Source organism: Candidatus Tisiphia endosymbiont of Micropterix aruncella (assembly GCF_965178575.1).
In the GTDB taxonomy this organism is placed as follows: domain Bacteria; phylum Pseudomonadota; class Alphaproteobacteria; order Rickettsiales; family Rickettsiaceae; genus Tisiphia.
This window is the reverse complement of the sequence record NZ_OZ238268.1, coordinates 203,304-225,307: the sequence shown is the minus strand read 5'-3', so window position 1 is coordinate 225,307 and position 22,004 is coordinate 203,304. Positions and strand designations below refer to the sequence as shown.

The 22,004-nt window shown below is 32.4% G+C and carries 17 protein-coding genes and 1 pseudogene; 4 read left to right on the top strand and 14 right to left on the bottom strand.

Annotated features, from left to right (window positions below):
• Positions 1-72 precede the first annotated feature (72 nt).
• From mrdA to ACN1AG_RS01035, 6 genes are all read right to left on the bottom strand, one after another.
• Positions 73-1,869, bottom strand: a complete 1,797-nt coding sequence (gene mrdA, locus ACN1AG_RS01060) for a penicillin-binding protein 2 (protein ID WP_417905161.1) — start codon at positions 1,867-1,869, stop codon at positions 73-75.
• Entirely contained in the window at positions 1,859-2,365 is a 507-nt protein-coding gene (locus ACN1AG_RS01055) for a hypothetical protein (protein ID WP_417905160.1), read from the bottom strand. Before ACN1AG_RS01055 ends, mrdA begins: the two co-directional genes overlap by 11 nt.
• On the bottom strand, positions 2,362-3,318 hold the full coding sequence (locus ACN1AG_RS01050; RefSeq protein ID WP_417905159.1) for an NAD(P)H-dependent glycerol-3-phosphate dehydrogenase: 957 nt from the start codon (positions 3,316-3,318) through the stop codon (positions 2,362-2,364). Before ACN1AG_RS01050 ends, ACN1AG_RS01055 begins: the two co-directional genes overlap by 4 nt.
• Positions 3,315-4,577, bottom strand: coding sequence for a tRNA (N(6)-L-threonylcarbamoyladenosine(37)-C(2))-methylthiotransferase MtaB (mtaB, locus tag ACN1AG_RS01045; RefSeq protein WP_417905158.1), 1,263 nt, complete (start codon positions 4,575-4,577; stop codon positions 3,315-3,317). The genes ACN1AG_RS01050 and mtaB overlap by 4 nt, the downstream gene beginning before the upstream one ends.
• Positions 4,570-5,379, bottom strand: coding sequence for a diaminopimelate epimerase (dapF, locus tag ACN1AG_RS01040; protein ID WP_417905157.1), 810 nt, complete (start codon positions 5,377-5,379; stop codon positions 4,570-4,572). Before dapF ends, mtaB begins: the two co-directional genes overlap by 8 nt.
• Before the next feature lie 146 nt (positions 5,380-5,525).
• Positions 5,526-6,464, bottom strand: a complete 939-nt coding sequence (locus tag ACN1AG_RS01035; protein ID WP_417905156.1) for an IS110 family transposase — start codon at positions 6,462-6,464, stop codon at positions 5,526-5,528.
• A 231-nt stretch (positions 6,465-6,695) separates the two neighbouring features.
• Here ACN1AG_RS01035 and ACN1AG_RS01030 point away from each other — a divergent pair, with 231 nt between their 5' ends.
• From ACN1AG_RS01030 to ACN1AG_RS01015, 4 genes are read left to right on the top strand one after another with little or no spacing between them, the layout of a single operon-like run.
• Complete coding sequence (locus ACN1AG_RS01030; RefSeq protein ID WP_417905155.1) at positions 6,696-7,958, top strand: M16 family metallopeptidase; 1,263 nt, start codon at positions 6,696-6,698, stop codon at positions 7,956-7,958.
• Positions 7,955-8,638, top strand: a complete 684-nt coding sequence (locus ACN1AG_RS01025) for a uroporphyrinogen-III synthase (protein WP_417905154.1) — start codon at positions 7,955-7,957, stop codon at positions 8,636-8,638. The genes ACN1AG_RS01030 and ACN1AG_RS01025 overlap by 4 nt, the downstream gene beginning before the upstream one ends.
• On the top strand, positions 8,619-9,233 hold the full coding sequence (locus ACN1AG_RS01020; protein ID WP_417905153.1) for a hypothetical protein: 615 nt from the start codon (positions 8,619-8,621) through the stop codon (positions 9,231-9,233). Before ACN1AG_RS01025 ends, ACN1AG_RS01020 begins: the two co-directional genes overlap by 20 nt.
• A 4-nt stretch (positions 9,234-9,237) precedes the next feature.
• Positions 9,238-10,305, top strand: coding sequence for a tetratricopeptide repeat protein (locus tag ACN1AG_RS01015; protein WP_417905152.1), 1,068 nt, complete (start codon positions 9,238-9,240; stop codon positions 10,303-10,305).
• Between the two features lie 247 nt (positions 10,306-10,552).
• On the opposite strand, the gene ACN1AG_RS01010 is transcribed toward ACN1AG_RS01015, so the two are convergent.
• The 8 genes and pseudogenes from ACN1AG_RS01010 to ACN1AG_RS00975 all read right to left on the bottom strand — a co-directional run bounded on the left by ACN1AG_RS01010 (position 10,553) and on the right by ACN1AG_RS00975 (position 21,888).
• A complete protein-coding gene (locus ACN1AG_RS01010; protein ID WP_417905151.1) occupies positions 10,553-12,928 on the bottom strand; it encodes a penicillin-binding protein 1A in 2,376 nt (791 codons plus the stop codon).
• Positions 12,929-13,674: 746 nt separating this feature from the next.
• On the bottom strand, positions 13,675-15,012 hold the full coding sequence (gene miaB, locus ACN1AG_RS01005) for a tRNA (N6-isopentenyl adenosine(37)-C2)-methylthiotransferase MiaB (protein WP_417905150.1): 1,338 nt from the start codon (positions 15,010-15,012) through the stop codon (positions 13,675-13,677).
• 251 nt (positions 15,013-15,263) lie between these two features.
• The gene (locus ACN1AG_RS01000) at positions 15,264-15,572 is read right to left on the bottom strand and encodes a nucleoside triphosphate pyrophosphohydrolase (protein WP_417905149.1); all 309 of its coding nucleotides are present in this window, start codon (positions 15,570-15,572) and stop codon (positions 15,264-15,266) included.
• Between the two features lie 26 nt (positions 15,573-15,598).
• Complete coding sequence (locus tag ACN1AG_RS00995) at positions 15,599-16,294, bottom strand: PD-(D/E)XK nuclease family protein (RefSeq protein ID WP_417905623.1); 696 nt, start codon at positions 16,292-16,294, stop codon at positions 15,599-15,601.
• Positions 16,295-16,459: 165 nt separating this feature from the next.
• Positions 16,460-18,937 (bottom strand): annotated as a pseudogene (locus ACN1AG_RS00990) (UvrD-helicase domain-containing protein); the annotation flags it as partial.
• 542 nt (positions 18,938-19,479) lie between these two features.
• Positions 19,480-20,145 (bottom strand): demethoxyubiquinone hydroxylase family protein, encoded by a 666-nt coding sequence (locus tag ACN1AG_RS00985; RefSeq protein ID WP_417905148.1) that lies wholly within the window; start codon positions 20,143-20,145, stop codon positions 19,480-19,482.
• Between the two features lie 94 nt (positions 20,146-20,239).
• The gene (locus tag ACN1AG_RS00980; RefSeq protein WP_417905147.1) at positions 20,240-21,112 is read right to left on the bottom strand and encodes a phosphatase PAP2 family protein; all 873 of its coding nucleotides are present in this window, start codon (positions 21,110-21,112) and stop codon (positions 20,240-20,242) included.
• On the bottom strand, positions 21,109-21,888 hold the full coding sequence (locus ACN1AG_RS00975) for a phosphatase PAP2 family protein (RefSeq protein WP_417905146.1): 780 nt from the start codon (positions 21,886-21,888) through the stop codon (positions 21,109-21,111). The genes ACN1AG_RS00980 and ACN1AG_RS00975 overlap by 4 nt, the downstream gene beginning before the upstream one ends.
• Positions 21,889-22,004: the final 116 nt, after the last annotated feature.

Here is a 22,004-nt window from a genome sequence, read left to right as displayed (position 1 = left end):
TTCTAAGTTTTTATATAAATACTAATATATACTATAAAATCGCTAGCACTAAGTACGAATAGTAAAAAATATTCAATTATATTTATCAAGTACCATAGCCATAATCTTACTAGCTATAGGGGCTGCTGCTCTGCCCCCGCCTCCACCATGATCTACAAAAACTAAAATAGAGTAACGAGGTTGTAGGTAAGGAGCAAACCCAGCGAATATAGCGTGGTTACGCCTTTCCCAAGCAATTGACTCTCTATTTAAATCATCATTGATATTAGCCTTTGATTGCACTTGTGCCGTACCTGTTTTACCAGCTAATTGATGCCCTTCTGTCAAAATTCTGCTATAATAGGCAGTCCCACCTTGCGTATTAACTGCTCTATACATGCCTTCTTTTAAAATATCTAGATATTGTTGATTTATATTAACCTGATCAAATACTGACCCATCTTTTACTGATATATCTTTAGCAATTTTAGGATTATACAATTTCCCATTACTGGCAATTGCCGTTATAAATCTAGCTAATTGGATTGGAGTAGCTGATAAGAATCCCTGCCCTATCGATAAATTAAGAGTATCACCAATCGTCCATTTAGAGTTAAATTTTTTCATTTTCCACTCTTCTGAAGGGATAAAACCTGATGCTTCTCCGGTTAAATCAATGCCAGTTTTTGTACCGAAACCAAAATTTCTTGCCATATCTAATATTCTTTTATGACCTATTAAGCGAGCTATTTCATACATATAAGAATTACAAGAATGTTTGATAGCATTATACATATCAACGATGCCATGACCATGACGATTCCAGCACCTAGCACTATTATTACCTAATACTGAAGCACCAGTACAATTAACAGTTTGAGTTGGTTTAATGCCATTCTCTAATCCGGCTAAAATTGTAATAATTTTAAAAATAGATCCAGGTGGGTAAGTACTTTGTATGGTCTTATTAATCAACGGCTTATAGGGATCATTGACTAAACTTTGCCAGTAATCTTGGGATAATTTTATAAAGTTATTGGCCTCAAATACTGGTGACATAGCCAGCACTAGCACATTACCATTATTGGTATCGATAACTATTGCAGAGCAACCTTGTTTATTTAAGTATGGCTGCACTCTTTGTTGTAGTTCCACGTCAATATTTAAATGTAAGTCCTCACCTTGCTGGCTTTGAATATTGGTGATTTCTCTTACTTGTTTGCCCAAAGCATTTACTTCTATCTGCTTATAACCAAATTTTCCACGTAACTTGTCTTCATAATATTTTTCTACACCAAATTTTCCAATATTAAAATCCCCTAAATTGTTAATTTGTAAATCTTGTTTTTCTTGCTCATTAATCTGTCCAGTGTACCCTATCACATGACAAGTCGCTTCTGAAAAATGGTAAAATCTTGCATAACCAGCATCTACAAAAATAGAACTTAAATTTAACTTTTGTTCTTCAATAAGTGACATTTGTTGCCAGCTAAGATTATCTAGTATAACTAAAGGAGTATGTTTATTGGCTTTTTTTATTTTTTGCTTAATGTAATTTTGTTTTTCCTCGGATAATTCTAGGATATTGGCAACTAGAGCTAATTCATTTTTGTAATCATTGCCATCATGTATGTCAAGTAACAACCTAAAACAAGTTTGGTTTGTAGCCATAATGTTACCGCTGATATCATAAATTTGCCCTCTAAAAGGTGGAATTAGAATAAAACTTATACGATTTTTATCAGATAAAGTACGATATTTATCATTTTCAAGCAACTCCATAAAAAACATTCTTCCAGCCAATAACGAAAGCAATGTCAGTTTTCCTGAACCTATGAGAAAAGCCCTTCTTGATATTAACTGGCTATATAATATTTTACTATTTAGCATGTTTTCTAAAATATTCTAATGCTTTATCAAGTGGAATTCGTAGCAAATTATATGAGAATATAGTAGTTAGATACTGCATTAACATCATAAAATACCCCTCCGAAGATAAGCCTTTGCTTAAAATTAGCAAATATCTAAAATGTAATATAAAGAAATAATAGAAACAAAAGACGATAAAATTTGTTAAATAACTTCTAAGTACAAAAAATTTTCCTGTGAATTCTAAAGTTATGTGAGCAATTATCAGAACCAAAGAATTTGTACCAATTGGCATGGAATATAACTGGTCAAAAATTATTCCTGCTAAAAATATTAGCCAGAAACCAATATGATAAAATGTGGAAAAATAGTAGAGTAAACTAACTTCAAAAGCTGGGAAAATAATAGATTCTCCATTAATTCTAAAATTTTCTAACGGAAAAATTAATAATAACAAACAGAATTCTAATAATATTATTTTACCAAATATTTGTGATAAATTGCCAAAAAACTTCATACTAATTTCAGTTCTTTAATTACTGATGAAATAATCGGTAATGTTAGATCATATTTTCTTATGAGATCCAATACCAGTTTAGCAGATTCTCGACCCTCCACTAAGTATAAATTTTCATTTAAAAATTTATTAACATCTAAATGTTTCCCTAATTCATAGCCAAATCTACTATTTCGTGATTCTTTAGAGTAACAAGTTAGCACCAAATCCCCTAATACGCCTGGAGCATATAAAATAGAGCTATCCCCTAGTTCTCCGTCAATGGCCTCAGATAAAATTTTTATTTCTTGAAGCCCCCCCGTTATCAGACCTGCTTTAGCATTTTGTCCATAACCTTTTGCCTCATACCAACCACTTTTTATCGCTACAATATTTTTAACAGCAGATGCCACTTGCATTGCTACCACATAGTCAGTTACAGTAACCTTAAATTGCTGTGATATTAAACTAATTGCCAATCTTCTTGCAAGGTCAATGTCTACAGAAGCAATAGTTACCGAACTTAATAAATTTTGAGCAACTTCTTTAGCTAGGTTAGGTCCAGCGATAAACGCCAATGGATTATTTGGTAATATCTTTTTTACTTTATCGGATAGTAGTTCTGTAGGATCTCTAGAAAATCCCTTAGTTGCAACTAATAACGCCACATCCTTAGATATCCCAGTATCTTTTAATATATTCAGAGTATCATGAAAAGCAAAAGATGGTACAGCAATAATTATTACTTCTTGATCTAAAATAGCTGCCAACTCACTATAAGGCACTATATTACTTGGTAATGTAATATCGCTACCCAAATATTTGCTATTGGTTTTATTATTTTTTATTTCTTCAACAATATTATTATCACGTAAAAATATTGGAGCATTATCGTAACATCTTGCCACTTGACAGGCTAGTGCAGTTCCCCAACTACCACCACCATAAACAGCAATATTTTTAAACTTGTTCATACCAAAATTTCTGAAATCATATGATTATCTTCTATAGCAACTAGCCGAGCCTTAACAATTTGTCCTACATCAAAATTATCTTCAAGTTTTACCGGAATAAAATTTTCTGTATGAGCTATGTTATTCTGTTCTACAAGTAGCTCTACTTCCTGCCCTATATTTCTTTGGAAAAATTTTTGTAATTGTTGTTCCCCGGCAGTTCTTAAAATTTCTGCTCTTGCTTTTCTAATCGATTTTGCTATTTGCGGCATTCTTGCAGCCGGAGTTTCATCGCGTTCAGAATATGGAAAAACGTGTAAATATTGTAAATCTGCCTCAGAGATCAGTCTTTTTGTATTCTCAAACATTGCATCAGTTTCCGTCGGAAAACCAGCTATAATGTCTGCACCGAATGATACATTTGACCTTAAATTACGCAATTTATGACAAAAATCAATAATATTTTGACGATTATGGCGACGTTTCATACGCTTAAGTATCATATCATCACCAGCTTGTAAACTAATATGAAAATGCGGCATAATCTTTGGTACATAAGCCATAAGATCGAACAAATCATCATCGATCTCAGCTACATCAATTGAAGATAATCTAAGCCTCTTTAGTTCTGGAACCAAGCCAATAATTCGTCTAATCATCTGGGCAAAAGTTGGATTTCCTGGCAAATCTGGTCCATAAGCCGTCACATCAACTCCTGTAAATACTACTTCATTGTAACCATTTTCTACTAATGCCCTTAACTGCCGTACTATAACGCCCATCGGTACTGACCTACTATTACCTCTACCATAAGGTATCATACAGAACGTACAACGATGATTACAACCATTTTGCACCTGAATGAAGGCACGAGACCTACCGTCAAAACTACTCACCATATGATTAGCAGTTGCAGTAACCGACATTATATCATTTACCACCACTTTTTCTTCGGTAAATTGATAATTGCTAGCAATCAATTTTTCTTCATTACCAATTACTTTATCAACCTCAACCATATTAGCAAAAATAGCTGGGTTATTCTGGGCAGCACAACCAGTAACAATAATTCTTACATCAGGATTATTTCTTTTAGCCTTACGAATTGCTTGACACGACTGTTTTTCAGCTTCCTTAGTAACTGCACAAGTATTAAATACTATGACATTCTCGAGACCAGAAATAGCTAAGTTATTTTTGATCACTTCACTTTCATAAATATTTAATCTGCAGCCAAAAGTTACAACTTCTTGGGTTACAACTGCTTGTAATTTAGCCATAAAAAAACTCCCCTCGTGAAACTAAAGCGGCAGGACCGGTCATAATTATATTCTCGCCTTGTTTTGACATTTGTAGACTACCTAATTGAAACACCACTTGACAAGGAGAGCTAATAAATCCAAGCTTTACCGCAGAAGCAAAACTAGCACATGCTCCACTACCACAAGCAAGAGTTAAGCCTGTACCTCTTTCCCAAACCGATAAATAAATTTTATTATCCTTGATTGAAGCAAAATTAACGTTAACACCATCAGCAAATAATTCTTTTTCCTGTAATTTCTCTCCTATTATTTCTTTATCTTCAATAGTGAGATCGCTAAAAATAACAAAATGTGGATTACCAATATCGGCACAAATAACTTCCTTGATGTCGATCATATAACGCTCTACAACCGGCCAAATTTTTTCGGATGAAGGCATCCAATCTTCCTCGAAACTAACTATCCCGCTATCTACTTCAATCTCGTTCTCATTCAGTATCTTACAAGATAATTGTTTTCCGTATACCCTCAAAGTGATTTCCTTTATACCTAAATCAAGATATATCAGCTTGGTAAGACATCTTGAAGCATTACCACATAATTTGGCACTTGATCCATCTTGGTTATATATAATCATCTCATAGTAATTTGGTTTTTTATCATAAATAATAAACTGATCACAACCAATACCAGTATGGCGATTGGCAATCTTTAGAGATAATTGTTGCAAATCACAATTTTTAGGTAAATCACGCTGGTTAATAATCACGAAATCGTTACCTAATCCATGCATTTTAGCGAAATTGATTTTTTGGGACACGAAAATATCTTTAGTTGTTTGAGGTTATTATACTAAATATTATGAAATTTATGTAGAAAATAATAGACCTATTGCATAACTACTCGTAAAGAGTTATTTTAAGGTCATTGGAATCTACCGTCTTGCTAGTCAAGAAAAAAAGTAGATTAGTATTCATAAATTTTATTATTTTTCACCATAGAATTTAAACAAATAATTACTTTACGCATAACGGCTACTAAAGCGACCTTTGCTTTTTTACCAGCATTAGTCATACGTTCATATAATGCCTTCATTTTGTCATTATGACGCATCGCTACTAAAGCAGCCATATACAAGCTTTTTCGAACAAAAAACCTGCCGCCTCTAATATGAGCCCCATTAGTTTTTTGACCGCTTTGGCTTGTTTTTGGGGCGAGTCCAACTAAGCTTGCAATTTCCTTATTGCTCAGCACACCAAGCTCTGGCAGTTCTATTAGCAAAACACTAGCTGTTTTTTCGCCTATACCTTTATAGCTTATCAGCAAATCATTTTTTGCCTTTAAACTCTTATCTTCCTTTATGGCAGCCTTTATATCTTTTCTAATTTCCTCAAGCTGTTTTTTGCCACACTTTATCATTTCCTCGAGATATTTCTTGGCCTTCTCGGATGCAACTTTTGTTCTGCATTGATTAGCATGTATATCTTCTTCTATATTACGTTCTATGCTCCTTAGAGATTGTAATTCTTCTTGTATAACAGAAATTATTTGGTCTCCTTTCTCATCATTAGCAATAAAAGCTGCATATTTCTCAAGTAATAACGCATCCAATTTATCAGTCTTAGCAAAATGGTTACAGACCTTGGCAAAAGCGTGAACTCTATTAGGATGAGTTCTATGCACAGCAAGCCCGGCTTGTTGCAACATCCTCATAACCAAACGTTCATAACCGCCAGTAGATTCCAAAACAGTAAGCACAATATTTCGAGAAGCTATTTCTGATTTTATAAAATCAGAAATAGCTTTATCTGTATTTTTAATCTTACAATGAATATTGTTCATAGATATATCAAGCGTATTTTTTGAAACATCTATTCCCATAAATATCTTGCTTTTTTCAGTCATTTGCTTTACCTATAATTAGTGGTTGTTTTGCAAAGTTTTGATACATGATTGTAAATTCGATCTCTAAAGGATCATCCTACCGTTCGTATTATACTTTGCGATTCAAGGAAGGAGTGCACCAAGATTCCCTCGGTCTTTAAAGACCAATCTAAATTAAACGGCGTCACTCCTTCCGACCATATTAACTCCATATTGAGCTAATATTCAAGATACAATCTAATAAGTGATAAAATGACTTTCAACTCAAGCAAACTTAACAATGGACTAACCGTTGTTACTTACCATATGCCTAATGTAAATTCTGTAGCTATTAATGTCATTGTCAATGTAGGTAGCCGCTATGAACAATCTTCAGAAATAGGCATATCCCATTTTCTTGAACATATGGCATTTAAAGGCACAACAACTAGATCTGCTAAACAAATTGCTGAAGAATTTGACTCTATAGGAGGACATTTTAATGCATATACCTCGCATGAACAAACTGTTTATTATTCAAAAATATTGAATGAAAACTGCTATAAAGCTTTAGAAATACTGGCAGATATCATACAAAATTCAGTTTTTTCAAAGGAAGAAATAGCCAAAGAATATCAGGTGATTCTACAAGAAATTGCTCATGTTCAAGATAACCCTGATGAACTTATCCATGAAAAATTTTACAGTAGTGCTTATGAGAATCAAGCACTTGGCAGGTCAATTCTAGGAACTCACGACAGTTTGGCTAAATTTGATAGAGAACATTTTAGTAATTATGTTGACAAACATTATAATGCCGAAAATATTTACTTATCAGTAGCAGGAAATATTTCCCATGAGCAAGTTGTAGAATTTGCCAAAAAATTATTTTGTTCATTAAAAAATAAACAAAATAGTCATTTTGAGAAAGTTAGATATACTGGGGGACATAGCTTTATCACCAAAGATCTTGAGCAAACTACCCTAGTTCTAGGTTTCGAGAGTGTGCCGTATTTTAACATACAACAATTATATCATACGCAAGTTCTTTCACTAATACTTGGCAATGGTATGTCATCGAGATTATTTCAACAAATCAGGGAAAAACTTGGACTGGTTTATTCAATTGGTAGCTATAATAGCTCCTACTATGATAGTGGAATTTTTGGCATATATGCCTCCACTAATCATGATAAACTACCATTCCTTGCAGAACAATTAGTTAATGAAATAAAAAAAATTTCTACAGACATCAAAGACTCAGAAATTGATAGGGCTAAAATACAACTAAAAACTAGTATCTATATGGCTCAAGAAAAATCTTCTTATAAATCAGAAGAAATTGGTAAGAATTTTGCTGTTTTTGGCAAATATATACCTACGGAACAAATTATTGAACATATTATGAATATAACAAAACAAGATCTAATAAATATTGCTAACAAAATATTTGTTACAAAACCTACTTTATCTATTATTGGTTCTAAACCACTTGCCATAGATTATCAAGAATTATGCCATAAGCTAGCTCTATGAAATCGGTGCTATTAACTAGAAGTTTAGAGGATAATGATGAAATCATTAGAGAATTGGAGAAAAATTGTAGTTTTAAATATATCTGTTCTCCTTTAGTGGAATATCAAGCTTTGCCATTAAATAGCACTATTTTGCATAATTATGTTAATATAATTGTCACCAGTAAATTTGCTGCTAGAATCCTTGCTGGACATCAAGAGGCAGAACAAAAGAACGTATGGATAGTCGGCAATTCATCAAAGTTAATTCTAGAACAAAAAAATTTTGTAGTACGATATGTTGCTACAAATATTCAAGATCTACTAGAAAACATCCCTCAAGAAATATATGACCAAACCATATATTTATCGTCAAATGAAATTACTCAAGATTTGCCCCAAAGAATAAAAAGACACATTATTTATCAGGTAAAATACGCGACCCAACTATACCAAATAGCAGAGATTGAAAAGGGCATCAATTTTATTTTACTATATTCACAGAACAGCACTAAGACTTTCATTGAATTATTAATAAAAAATAATTTGCTAAAACTACTAGATAATAGTTTAGTGATTACTATAAGTGAAAAAGTGGCAAATATTATTAGATATTTTGCCAAAAATGTGGTTTATTGTGATAATGGACAGCCACAACAAATGTTAGAGTTATTAATTTATAATGCAAAAATCAGAAACTAATATAATAAAAGTTCGTAGTAATAATCCTATTATTCTCACAATTATTCTAATTGTGTTATTTGCAATATCGGTAACTTATATGACTTTTTTAAATAATAAAAAGGTCGATTCTGAATTACCCAATAATACAACTATTTCTAAAACAGACTCTATGTCAGAACATGATGTAATTCAAGAAGATAATAGTCCAAAACAAGAAGAGGTCTTATTAAACCACCAACCCGAACCATCTAAGACCCCCCCTAATTATACCATTTATTTACTTAGCGTTAATCTTTTAGTGATGAATTTTTTACAAGATAAAGATTATACACAGCAAATTCGTCAAATTGAAACTGTAGAGTTACCTACAAAAATAAAAAATATTTTGCTAGACCTACATAATTATAATGAAAATTATTTACTTAATAATAGTTTAGGTTTAGTCAAGATCTTTCCAAAAGCAAATTGTTGGATCGAGAAATTTATTAAGATTGAAAGAAAATCTAGTTTTACCAAAGATAAAGAAAAACTAAAGTTGAGAATAATAGGCAATCTAGATTTTTTTATTAATTTCTTTTATTCAGAAGAATTACAGCAAAAATTTGTAGAGTAAAATAATGATAAGATTATTAATAATTTGTATTACATTTTTGTTATTATATTTAGGCTTTTCTGTCTTAAATCAGCTTGACTCAACATTAACCTTAAATTTATATGATTATTATATAGAAACCTCCTTTTTTACTTTCATTATTTTATATATATTATTTACACTTTTTAGTGCTATTTTTTTAAAAATAATATTGCTAATTATTGACCTACCTGCTAATTTAAAAGATCTTTTCTTTTCCAAAAGAGCCACTACTGATAATTACCTACTGATGAAAGCTATGGCAGAATATATTGCTGGTGAAAAATCAAAGTCAGTAGCTTTGATCCAAAAAATAGCTTACCGTTTAAGCGAAGAAAACAAGGTATTTCATACTTTACTTTTAGCAGAAGCAGAATTAGATACTTCAATAAGAATAAAATATTTTCAGGAATTAGAGCAATCTAAACATTATAGTGCCTTTGTTACCAAAAGACTTGCACAAATATTTTATCAAAATAATATGTATGAAACAGCTGAGAATTATGCTGTTAGATCGTTTAACCTAAATGAATTTGATAGTGAAACTTTAGAAATTTTACTTAATTGTTATGCTAAACTTTCTCTGTGGACAAAATTTATCTTTGTGGTATCTAAACTTAGCAGAGTTGACGCACAAAAACTAGAGTCTATAAAGAACAAAATTGCTGATTACTATGTTGACGCTGCCAAAAATATGCTGGAAGCTAATGAAGAAAAGGATGCTATACATTATTTAGAATCAGCTATTAAACTTATACCTTCACATACCTTCGCATTAAATCTTTATCTACCTCTAAATTCTTCTAGCTGGAATAATAAAAACATTGAAATATTAAAAGCTGCCTTCGCACATAACCCTTCTTTTGAGATTGTAGAATTATATAAACAATTCTCCTCTGTAACCCCTTCAAGAATTTACGAAGATCTAGCAATTTTAGTGAATCCTAAACAATATTTAGGGCTATTTTTAGCTATAGCCGTTTATTTAGACTTACCGGAAAAGATTAAAAATCTTAAAAATGAACCTGAACTATTACCTTTTCATGATATTTGAGCTTAATATAACCTCAAATATTGATGTAATACCATTTCCCATTATTAACTACGCTAATACTACAGTTGTAGTTACTACCCAGAGCTGTCAGCAACGGCGAGAATCTAAAAAAATAGCCTAAAAGACTATTAAACATTATTAGATCCCAGCTTTCGCTGGGATGACATCGTTTTGACATTAGTACTACAACTGTAGTGCTAAATAGCGTAGTTAATAATGGGAAATGGTATTACATCAATACTCGAGCTTAATATATTTCCTGAGAAGTATCTTTTTCGGGAGGAATATTATGGAAAGCATCATTATCTTGACCTTGGTTTTCTTCTTGATAATCTAATACTGGTATATCATGAATTTTGAATGCTTCCATAATACTACTAGAAGAAGTAACTTTACCAGTTGTTGGATTTATTGGTAACAATCTAATTGATTCTGGTACTTTAAATGCCAGTGATGGAATATCAGAATAAGCCTTCTCCATAAAATCAATAAATATAGGCAAGGCAACACTTGACCCTGTTGCAGTTTTTCCTAGTGTTTTTGGCGTATCATAACCAATATATGTTCCGACAACTATTTTTGGAGTAAAACCAATAAACCAAGTATCCATACTATCGTTGGTAGTACCACTTTTGCCAGCTATAACCTTACCAAGTTTTTTTGCAGTGGTTGCCGTACCTCTTTCAACTGCTCCAGTGAGAAATGAGATAATCTGATAATCACTTGCTTCATCGGTAATCATCCGATAGTCGGGTTGAGGTAGGATAGGGAGTGATAAGTTATCAGTAAGCTGGGAGTCAGATACATTACAATTTTTACATTCTCTATTATCTCTACGATAAATTATTTTACCATTACGATCTTTAATTAGCTCTACGAAATGCGGCGTAACTTTTTTTCCTGAATTGGCAATTATTGCATAAGCATTGGTCATTTTTTCTAGTGTGGTTTCGAGCGAACCAAGTACCATAGAATAAAATCTCTTCGGCTCATTATTAATACCAAATCGCTTGATTATCTCAGCAACTTTGCTTAGTCCTATAGCTTGTGCTACCCTAACAGTAACAAGATTTCGTGATTTCTCAAGCCCTATACGCATAGTAATTGCACCTAAAAAATTCCCTTTATAATTTTTTGGTCGCCAAACTGGCATGCCAGGACCTTGTGGAATCTCTACTGGACCATCTTCAAAGATTCTATTTGGCTGGATTGCGTTTTCTACAGCAGCAAGATAAACAAAAGTTTTGCTGAGTGACCCTGGTTGTCGCAGTGCCTGAGTAGCACGATCAAATTTACTAACTGTGAAATCATATCCACCAACGCTGGCAAGTACCTGACCTGTTGTAGGATTCATCACTATAATCGCACCATTAACGGTAGGAATTTGCCGCAAATAGTAATTAGCATTTACTTTTTCGACTACTACAACATCACCTTTCTTTAAAAGAGTTTTTACTGATTTAAGATCATTTTTTGCCCACTTCATTTCTGATAAAACTATTTTTGACTGACTCAAGTCACAAAGACCAATTTCTGCTTGATTATCCGAAACATTTAACACAACAGCTAATTGATATTCTAAAATAGCTGGAGGCTTTGCTACTTTATTTAAATTATCTTGCCAGTTATTTAAATCAATATTAGTTATGACTCCTCTAAAACCATGCTTCCTGTCATATGCTCTTATGCCTTGCCTAAGAGCATTTTCTGCAGCTTGCTGATAACCAGCATCAAGTGAAGTAATGACCGTTAACCCTCCAGTATAGAAATATTCTTTACTGCCAATTTTACTAATGACTTCTTCCCGTACTTGCTCAGCATAATAACCGGCTGTAACGGTTTCGTTACGATCCCGCTTTTGCAAAGTAATAGGGCTATCTATTGCTTCTTTTGCTGTTTCTTGCGTTATATAACCATCTTCCAACATTCTCATAATAACATAATCTCTACGATCTTTCACCCTAGCATAATTTCTCTCCGGATTAAAATTTGATGGTGCTTTTGGTAGACCAGCGATAAAAGCTGATTCGGCAACAGTTAAATCTTCAATAGACTTATTAAAATAATTCTGAGCAGCCATGGCAACTCCATAAGCTCCCCTACCAAAAAATGTTTGATTAAGATATAACTCCAAAATTTGATCTTTAGTAAAGGTTTTTGATATCCTATAGGATAAAATTGCCTCTTTGATCTTACGTTCTATTGATACTTCAGAGGTTAATAAAAAATTCTTGACTACTTGTTGAGTAATAGTTGACCCTCCTTCTACTCTACGATGATGCAAAATATTAGAGATATTGAATATGGCTGCTCTGATTATACTTATAAAATCAACTCCTGGATGTTCAAAAAAATTCTTATCTTCTGCTGAAATAAACGCTTCTATAAGAGAGCGTGGTACACTACTAATAGGTACAAAAACTCTACGTTCCAAAGCATATTCCTCCATTAATTTTCCATTTTGTGCATAAACTCTTGTTACCGATGGTGGATGATAATCGGCAAGTTGAGAATAATCAGGTAGATCTTTAGAGTAATGATACAACAAATATATACAAGCACTAAGAGCTATTATGCCTGATATTATAAATAATTTAAAAGATATATAAAAAAATTTGAGCATTTTTGACAAAGTGTTTCTCACATTTATTTAAGTAAAAGTTTTATCTTAGATAATATTTCTGCTACCAGCTTTTTGTCTATAGTTAATTCAGGAGAATTGGGTAGCAGGAGCGATGGAGCGACACCTATATGTAATACCATTTCCCATTATTAACTACGCTATTTAGTGCTACAGTTGTAGTACTAATGTCAAAACGATGTCATCCCAGCGAAAGCTGGGATCTAATAATGTTTAATAGTCTTTTAGGCTATTTTTTTAGATTCCCGCCTACGCGGGAATGACATACTAGTGATCCACGCAACAAAGCCTACGCGAGAATGACATCTTCTCGGCTTCTTTTCATGACTTTTAAACTGTCCTGAATTATATAACTCACGCGAATTCGGGATAAGAATTTGTCAATTCTTATCCCAAATTCGGTAAAATTATAGAAACAATCAGATTTGAGACGGCTCTGCATCTGATTGTTAAATTAATATTTTGCTAAAAACATGATTTTAAAAGATTAAAATCACGTTTTTAGCTTTAGAAAGGTTTAAAATGCATTCGCGTTAGCCGCTTTAAGAATGCATTTTTCCTTATATTAAAGCTGATTCGGGATAAGAATTAACTAATTCTTATCCCGAATTGGGGTAACTCAATAAAAACTTGATTATCGAGTTTAAAATACATTCGCAAAACCGCTTTAAGAATGTATTTTTCCTTATATTAAAGCTAATTCTTATCCCGAATTGGGGTAAATTGGATCACAGCACCATTTCTCCGCTCAAACTACTTGCCCCAGCCTTGATAATTTTTACATCGATAATCTGACCGAACAAATCTCTTGCAGGGTTTATTACATGCACCGACTGCATATAACATGTTTTCCCTATCAGTTGATTGTCCAATTTACCGTCACGATCAAACAATACTGGCATTATTTTACCAATACAACTTTCATTAAACAATAATTGTTGGCGAGAGATTTCTTGCTGTAAAATTGCTAAACGCCTAGATTTGATATGTTCAGGCACTTGCTCTTTAACCGCAGCAGGTGTACCAGGTCTTGGACTATATTTAAAAGAATAACACTGACCATAACCAACCTTCTTTACTAGATCTAAAGTATCAGCAAAGTCTTCATCCGTTTCTCCGGGGAATCCTACAATAAAGTCAGATGAAAAGACTATATCTCTTCTCGCATTTCTTAAACGATTAATAATATCGAAATAATAATCTCTGTTATGTCTACGATTCATTGATTTTAAAATTTTGTTAGAACCTGACTGTACTGGCAAGTGTAAAAACGGCATTAATTTTGGTTCAGACCCATGTAACAGAATTAAATCTTCTGTCATATCAATAGGATGAGAAGTAACGTATCTAATACGCTCAAGATTTGGTATTTCTGCTACGTAGCTGATTAGATCTGCTAAACTACACTCTTTGCCTTCAATAGTTTTTCCATGATAAGCATTAACATTCTGACCTAGCAAGATTACCTCTTTTGCTCCGTTTGAAACGGATTTTACGATTTCTATGTATATTTGTTCTAGATTCCTTGAGAATTCTGCACCCCGAGTATAAGGTACAACACAGAAAGTACAAAATTTGTCGCAACCTTCCTGAACTGAAATAAGGCTACTTACTCCTTGTATATTAGACTGTTCAGGCAGCTTATCAAATTTAGCTTCTTCAACAAAATCTAATTTAATTACATGTTTTTCATGTCTAGCAATTTTTGCTATCAACTCTAGTAAATCGTAGTAAGATTGTGGCCCTACTACTATATCTACATAACTAGCTCTTCTAAAAATTTCATCACCTTCAGCTTGTGCAACACATCCAGCAACAGTAACGATTACATTACCTTCTCCCTTTGATTTTCTATCATCTTTAATTTGTTTGATGCGACCAAGCTCGGAATACATTCTTTCTGCAGCTTTCTCCCTAATATGACAAGTATTTAAAATAATCATATCAGCTTGGTGCATAGAATCAGTTGGCTGATAACCGAATGGCTCTAGCAAATCCTGCATCTTGATGGAGTCATATACATTCATTTGACATCCATAAGTTTTAATAAAAAGCTTTTTTTTCACGTTTTTTACTTAACAAAAATAAATTAGGTTGCATTATATATAATACTGTAAAAAAGATGACATATTTTTTTTGGAATGATTTTATTTGAGTGCAAAAAGAATTTTTCAAATTCATGGTGTAGATAAAAATGGTAAGATGGTATTAAAGAAAAAGTTGATGAGAGATCAGGCTCTTTTAGCTTATCATTACAATCTTTGAAATTAGTTGCCAGCCCTTTAATAATTGACTCACTTAATTGTTATTAGGTAGCTTAGGTTTTTATGATTATTTTTTCTAAAACTATTTTACTGTCAAAAGCACCATTGGTATCTTTTTTGTGCTTTTTAATGTTTAGTATATCCTTTAATTTATAAGAATTGCTATTACATATTACCTCAAGTACTTCTATGATATCAGCAATTTCTTCGATAGATTCACTTTTTAAGAATTCTTCTACCTCTTCAGAAAGTTTCTGTCTTAATAATTGTTTATACTCAGCCGGTTCTGCAATACGAAAGACTGGTATTCGACCAGATTTTAAGATAATTTGTGGAACTAAATCTCTTACTAATTTTGTCATATTACCTACGTATTATAGGTTGAAGGTTAACTAATAGTCATAAAATTGGCATTTTCTAGCCATAGAATTTTGCAAATGATTTCACTGTTAGGATACAGTTTTGCTACTATATGTCGATAAAAATTCAACTGATCAATATAAGATTCCTTAACTAATTGACAGGTTTTAGGTGGACTAGCATCAGATTTGTAATCAATAATGATTATTTTCCCCGTATCAATAGCAAGTAAATCAATTCGTCCTATCTTAACCTCATCATTTATAGTTGTTCCTATCGTCACTTCAGTGTTTAGCTCTTGGGAAATAAGTGCCATAAATTCTATATTATTCAGTAATTTATCAATATTGCTATGAATCTTTTCTTGCAGAGTTGTTGGTAACTTGTAAATAAACGGATGTTTATTCATACTAGAAAAATCATTGATCTTTGTGGCATCTTCTAGAATTTTATGAAATATCTTACCATATTCCAAATGATCATTAACTATAAGAGGAGAATTGACTGAATAATTTTGCTTTGTATTTTTGGTGATTTTATTAATTAAAAAAAGATTTGGTATCCAATCTTCAATATCATTCCCGCTGTCTTCAATGTCATATCTACTTCTCTTTATGTCATCCCTGCAATGGTTTATGTCATCCCTGCGAAGGCAGGGATCTAGAATATCTAAAGCACCCTTTTGGTCTATTTCTTTAGATTCCTGCTTTCGCAGGAATGACATCGTTTCATCGTATATGTCATCCCTACTTTCCTTTATATCATCCCTGCAAAGGCGGGAATCTAGATCCGCGACTTTCGTAGGATGACATAGCCCATTTCCACTTCCTTCAATAACTGATTCATAAACTATAATACCATTTTCCTGTACCTTCCCGCGCATATTCATTGTCCTAGCAACCAACTCATACCAACAATTTTGTGGCAGCTTACTACTTGACTGATAACCACATATCACTAAATGGTCTTCGGCTCTAGTCATTGCAACATAAAGTAGTCTGATATATTCTTGTAAGTCTTTTTGTTGCTCCTTTTCTTTGAGAGCTTTAAAGAATTCTGGGCTATTGGCTGATTGAGTGGTAGAGAACACTTGATTTTCGTCCCAAATAAATTTATTACTATTAGTTGGTACTGAACTAGTATCACACAAAATAACAATAGGTGCTTGCAGACCTTTAGAAGCATGCACGGTCATAATTTTTATCTTACTTGACGATTCTAAGTTTCTTTTAATCTCAATTTTGTTATTTTCAAACCAATAAACAAAGCTTTGCAAAGAGCTATCTATATTATTAGCATAATTGCTACTCAAATATATCAATTCATTTATTACGTCATTACTATCAAATCCATTAGATTCAACTAAAACTTTTCTAACATCCAAACAATCGACAATAAGTGAAAAAAAATTCTCACAATTGGCAACCTTGTATAGTTGCAAGAAATGACACAGTTTCTTATATATACTTGCATAGTCTGGGATAGTTTGTAGGTAACCCCAAATAGAATTTTTGCCTCGAGAAATTGCAATAGTTTGTAGTGCTTGTTCACTCATGCCGATTATTGGTGATTTTAACAAACTAGCCAAATTCAAATCATCTTGAGGTAGTAGTACAAATTTTGCTATGCTCATTAAGTCTAATACTGACAAACTTTTATTTAAAGTGATCCGATCAACATCTTCTACTGCCAAACCATGTTGCTTAAGACAGTTAATAATCTCAAAAATCAACTCATCTCTCTTGCGTACCAAAATCATAAAATCTGATTCTTTGACTTCGGAATTAGTAGCAGGCAGGATTCTTCGACTTGCTATTTGGCTTTTTATAAAACTAGCAATTTGTTGTGCAAATAATTGCTGAGCAGATTTGGATTTATTATGCTCTTCCAGTAAAGGCCAAAACAACTTACTCTCTTTTTCACCCTTAACTAATGGCCAAAGTTCAACTCTACCTTTATGAGTTTGACGAAATGGCAAAATTTTAGGGTTATCAGATGTAAATAATGGGGGGGTAGTATGTTTAATTTGTTGAAAAATTAGATAGACAATATCAATAATTTCTTTAGTAGATCTATAAGACCACTGTAGGGTAATATTTCTGAAATTCTTATTTGCATCAGATAGGTTTTTATACAAATTTTCATTAACATAACTAAAAGAGCTAAGATCTGCTCCTTGGAAGCTAAAAATTGACTGTTTCTCATCGCCTACGACAAAAATAGTACTTTTTTTCTTAGTGCTAGAAGTAAAGTCTGCTATAATTGCAGTGATAATGTCCCATTGTCCCGGGCTAGTATCTTGTGCTTCATCAACAAGCAAATGGTCAATCCCGCCATTAAGTTTATAAGCTACCCAATTTTTTGCAGCATTATCCGTTAATAATAACTGCGTAAGATAAATTAAATCATCATAATCAAGCAAACTATGCTGGATTTTGTAGGAATCATATTTATCAAGAAAAATTTTTGCCAAGTTACGTAACGAATTTGAGCAATTCTCCATATCTTGCATTTTAGCTTGTTGATCTAGCTGAAAAATTTTCTCTTGAATATATTCAAGTTCATTCAATAACTTTGGGTACTTCATTGCCACAGATTTAGGCAATATGTTCTTACGCTTAAGGTTTTCTTTAGTAAGGAAAAATTGTTGAATTTCTTGATCTAGGTCAATAGATATTGAGTATTTTGCCAATAATTGCTTAGCTTGGTCATAAATATTTGATAATTGTGCAAAAATAGTTTGAGCATCGTACTCTACAGAATCCATTTGTTTGGCAAATAATTTCTTAAACTTAATTTTTTGCTGGATTATTTCAGAGAAAATATCATTGATAGTTGTTTCATGAAAATTGGTCAGAAAAAAACTAATCAGCTCATTATAAGTCGGATCTAAATAGATTTGGTTTCTTATTTTGCTAAGAACCCCTTGTGCTGTAATCTCGTCAAGAATCTGAAATTTTGGATTAATGCCAACTTCAAAAGGAAATAATTTAAGCATCTTCTGACAGAAAGCATGGATAGTGTAAATATTAATACCATCTTCAGAGTTTAGTAGTCTGTGATATAAAGTTTTGGTATATTGTACCTCACTTTCTAAAGGCTCTCTAGTAAGTAATAAACCTAACTCTTCAGTTAATTTAGCGGTTTCGTTTGCAGCAAATTTAGCAAGCTTATTTTTAATCCTACTCTGCATTTCAAGGGCGGCTGCATTAGTAAAAGTTAAGCATAGGATCTTTTCAAATGGGACTCCCTTAATTAGTAACCGCAGCACCCTATCTGTTAAAATTTTGGTTTTGCCTGTACCAGCTGAGGCAGAAACCCAAACAGAATATTCTGGGTCAGATGCTTGTTGTTGTAATTCATTCATTTAATTCCTATTTGAGTTAACTTAACCTGAATTCGATGTAACTTGTTACATCGAACTTTCGTGTTATATATAGAAACAATCAGGTTTGAAGCGGTTCTACACCTGATTGTTAAAATATAACACTCCATTCAATATGTGATTTTAATAATTAAAATCACATATTGAATGATGAAAAAAGTTAAAATGCACTCGCAGAACCGCTTCAAGAGTGCATTTTTCCTTATAACAAAGCCAGTTCGATATAAGAATTATTAATTCTTATATCGAACTGAGGTTAACTTAAACTCAATAATCAAGTTTTTTTCTGAGGGCTACAATTCATGGTAGTGTATGTCATCCCTTCCTTACGATGTCACCCCTGCGAAAGCAGGGGTCTAAAAAAGTCTAACACACCTTCTTGGTCTATTTTTCTTAGATTCCTGCCTTCGCAGGAATGACATAAACCCTACACTGCCTTCGCAGGGATGACATCTTCTCGGCTTATTTTCATGATTTTCAAACTGCCATGAATTATATAACTTAATAAAAACTTGATTATCGAGTTAAACTTTTTTACTCACATTAATAGCCATATTACACATTAATTTAATAACTTTATTGATTAAGGAAGCCAATACTACCTTACTGCTACCTTGTAGACTCTTCTGCTTTGAAGAATTGGTTTCGCAAAACTGCGGGGTATTCGCGTACTCACGTACTTCATGTACGCTCCGTTCGCTCACCCCTTGTTTTACGTTCCAATTCTCCAAATCATTTGAGTACACTAGAGCTATATCTTTATGTTCAATTTCCTCAGCCTGAAATTGTTTTATGCTATCTACTAATTCTTTCTCTAAATTATACAATTCGAGATAATCTATTTGTTTTTGATAATGTTGTTCAATCACTTCTTCTACACTTTGCGTTAATAGCATGGCAGTTTTTGTTCCTATCAATATCGATCCACTACCAAGTATATAGCCAATAATATGCCAAAATGGTATCAAAATAGTTGGTCTAACATTACGTTGTAATAACAAATTAGTAAAGTAGCTCAAATGTACTTCTTCTTGCTGCATCATATGTTTTATTGTAGAGGAAGCTTCGTGGTTTTTGCAATAATTTAATTGCCCTTGATAAATTCGTTTAGCCCCATATTCTCCAGCATGATTCACTCTAATAATTTCTTTTATAATATTGTCTGAATTGATGAAATTTGGTCTTGCCATATGCTGCCTTAATATCTAAATAACGGATAATTTATTGCATTTTACGCGAATTCGGGATAAGAATTGACAAATTCTTATCCCGAATGGGGGTATTTTATAATATATCAATTTTATTAGATCTAGTGATCTTAGAGATAGTACTAGGAATTAATACAAAAATTCCAAAAACAAGAACACTATATTTTAATATAATACTACAATAGAAAATAAAAATGTTTATTTTTACAGTAGGTATGAATTTTGCTATGCCAATTAAAATGGCTAGGGATATTAGAGCTGTTGGAATAGTAATTTTGTGCTGTAGACGACCAACTGCCTGATTTCCTATCCATCGTAAGGATAACCCAAAGCCAATGAGAGCTCCTATTGCCATCGGTATCATAGGTGGCCATGGTAAAGATTGAGACACTATGGTGTATAGTGAAATTATTATAGCAAGTAAAAACCAAAATTTTTTGCAACTATGTTGAAACACTTCTACAAGCAATGCTCTTTCTAAATATGTTTTCCATATATGGAAAACACAAAACCCAAATATCAAACCACCAATTACATCATATATACTATGAACACCAAGATATACTCTTGAAAGACCAATACCAATTATTGGCAGTAAGCATAAATACTTGAAAGGGCTATTTTTAAGACTTAAAAAGATTGCTAGCCAAAAAGTGGTTGCCACTTGAACATCACCACTAGGAAAGCCAAAAGGATCATACACAGATATTAAATGTAAAGATATGTCAGGGCGCGATATTTTAAATAAATTCTTTAACAAGCAATTAAGTAAAGTACAAAAAGGTATTAAAAATCCTAATGATCTAAATAATAATGCCGATGGATTTAACCAATATCCTAAAGCAGTAAGGGTAATGTAAAAGTAATCACTAGCAAAAAATGGAAATAACTTAAATATGGTTGTTAGAAAATCTGTTCTTATTTCTACAATCCAACTAGGATCTATCATGAAAATGAACTCTTATAATGATTGATATAGTTTGCAATAAAAACTGATGCTGGGATACAAAATCCGATTATAGCCCATTGTATTTGCCTGATAGCTAATGGTAAAGAGGAGATATAACCAACTGTAAAAAGCATTTTGACTATAAAGAGCATGAAAAAACACAGTATTGTTGCTGATATTTTGCTTCGTAGATTTATAATTATTATTTTTTTTGTAAAAATGTTCTCAGAAAATATTACTCCAATAAGAGCGTAATATGCCATATATAGATGTTCTTCTACCTTATGTATAGATGCAATGTACAACATCAAAAATGTAGTAAAAGTCAATAAAACTGGTGGCAATATTTGCTGTTTTGTACTTGCAAGAAATGTATAAAAGGCTATTAATAAAGAACCAAAAAATATGGCTCCTAGAATATCAAAATAATTATGATAGCCAAAATAGACTAAACTCATTCCTATGCCAAATAGCAAGCCAGTTATCAGAATTTTACATATACGGCTTTGTGTTTTTGTCATCAGCCAACCATACAAAACAACTGAAGACTGCATATGACCACTTGGAAAAGCAAAACCTTGTTTACCAATATGAGCGGATAGTGGTACTTGAAATGTAATTTTTAGAGCAAAATTAAATAATATACTTACTAATATTAAACATATTGCATTAAAAAACACTTTTTGCTCTAACCAAATATAGCCTAGTATAAGTAGTGGGATAATGACTATATCATGACTAAAACTTAAAAAAATCTTAGCAACATTGTCTAGCATAAAAAATTGTAGAAGATTTGAACTTATAGACACTATTATTTACTTGGTCGCCAATTAAACTTTACCCATTATACAGATACTCTGTATACAAGATTTTATCATTTTGTCAATAGCTA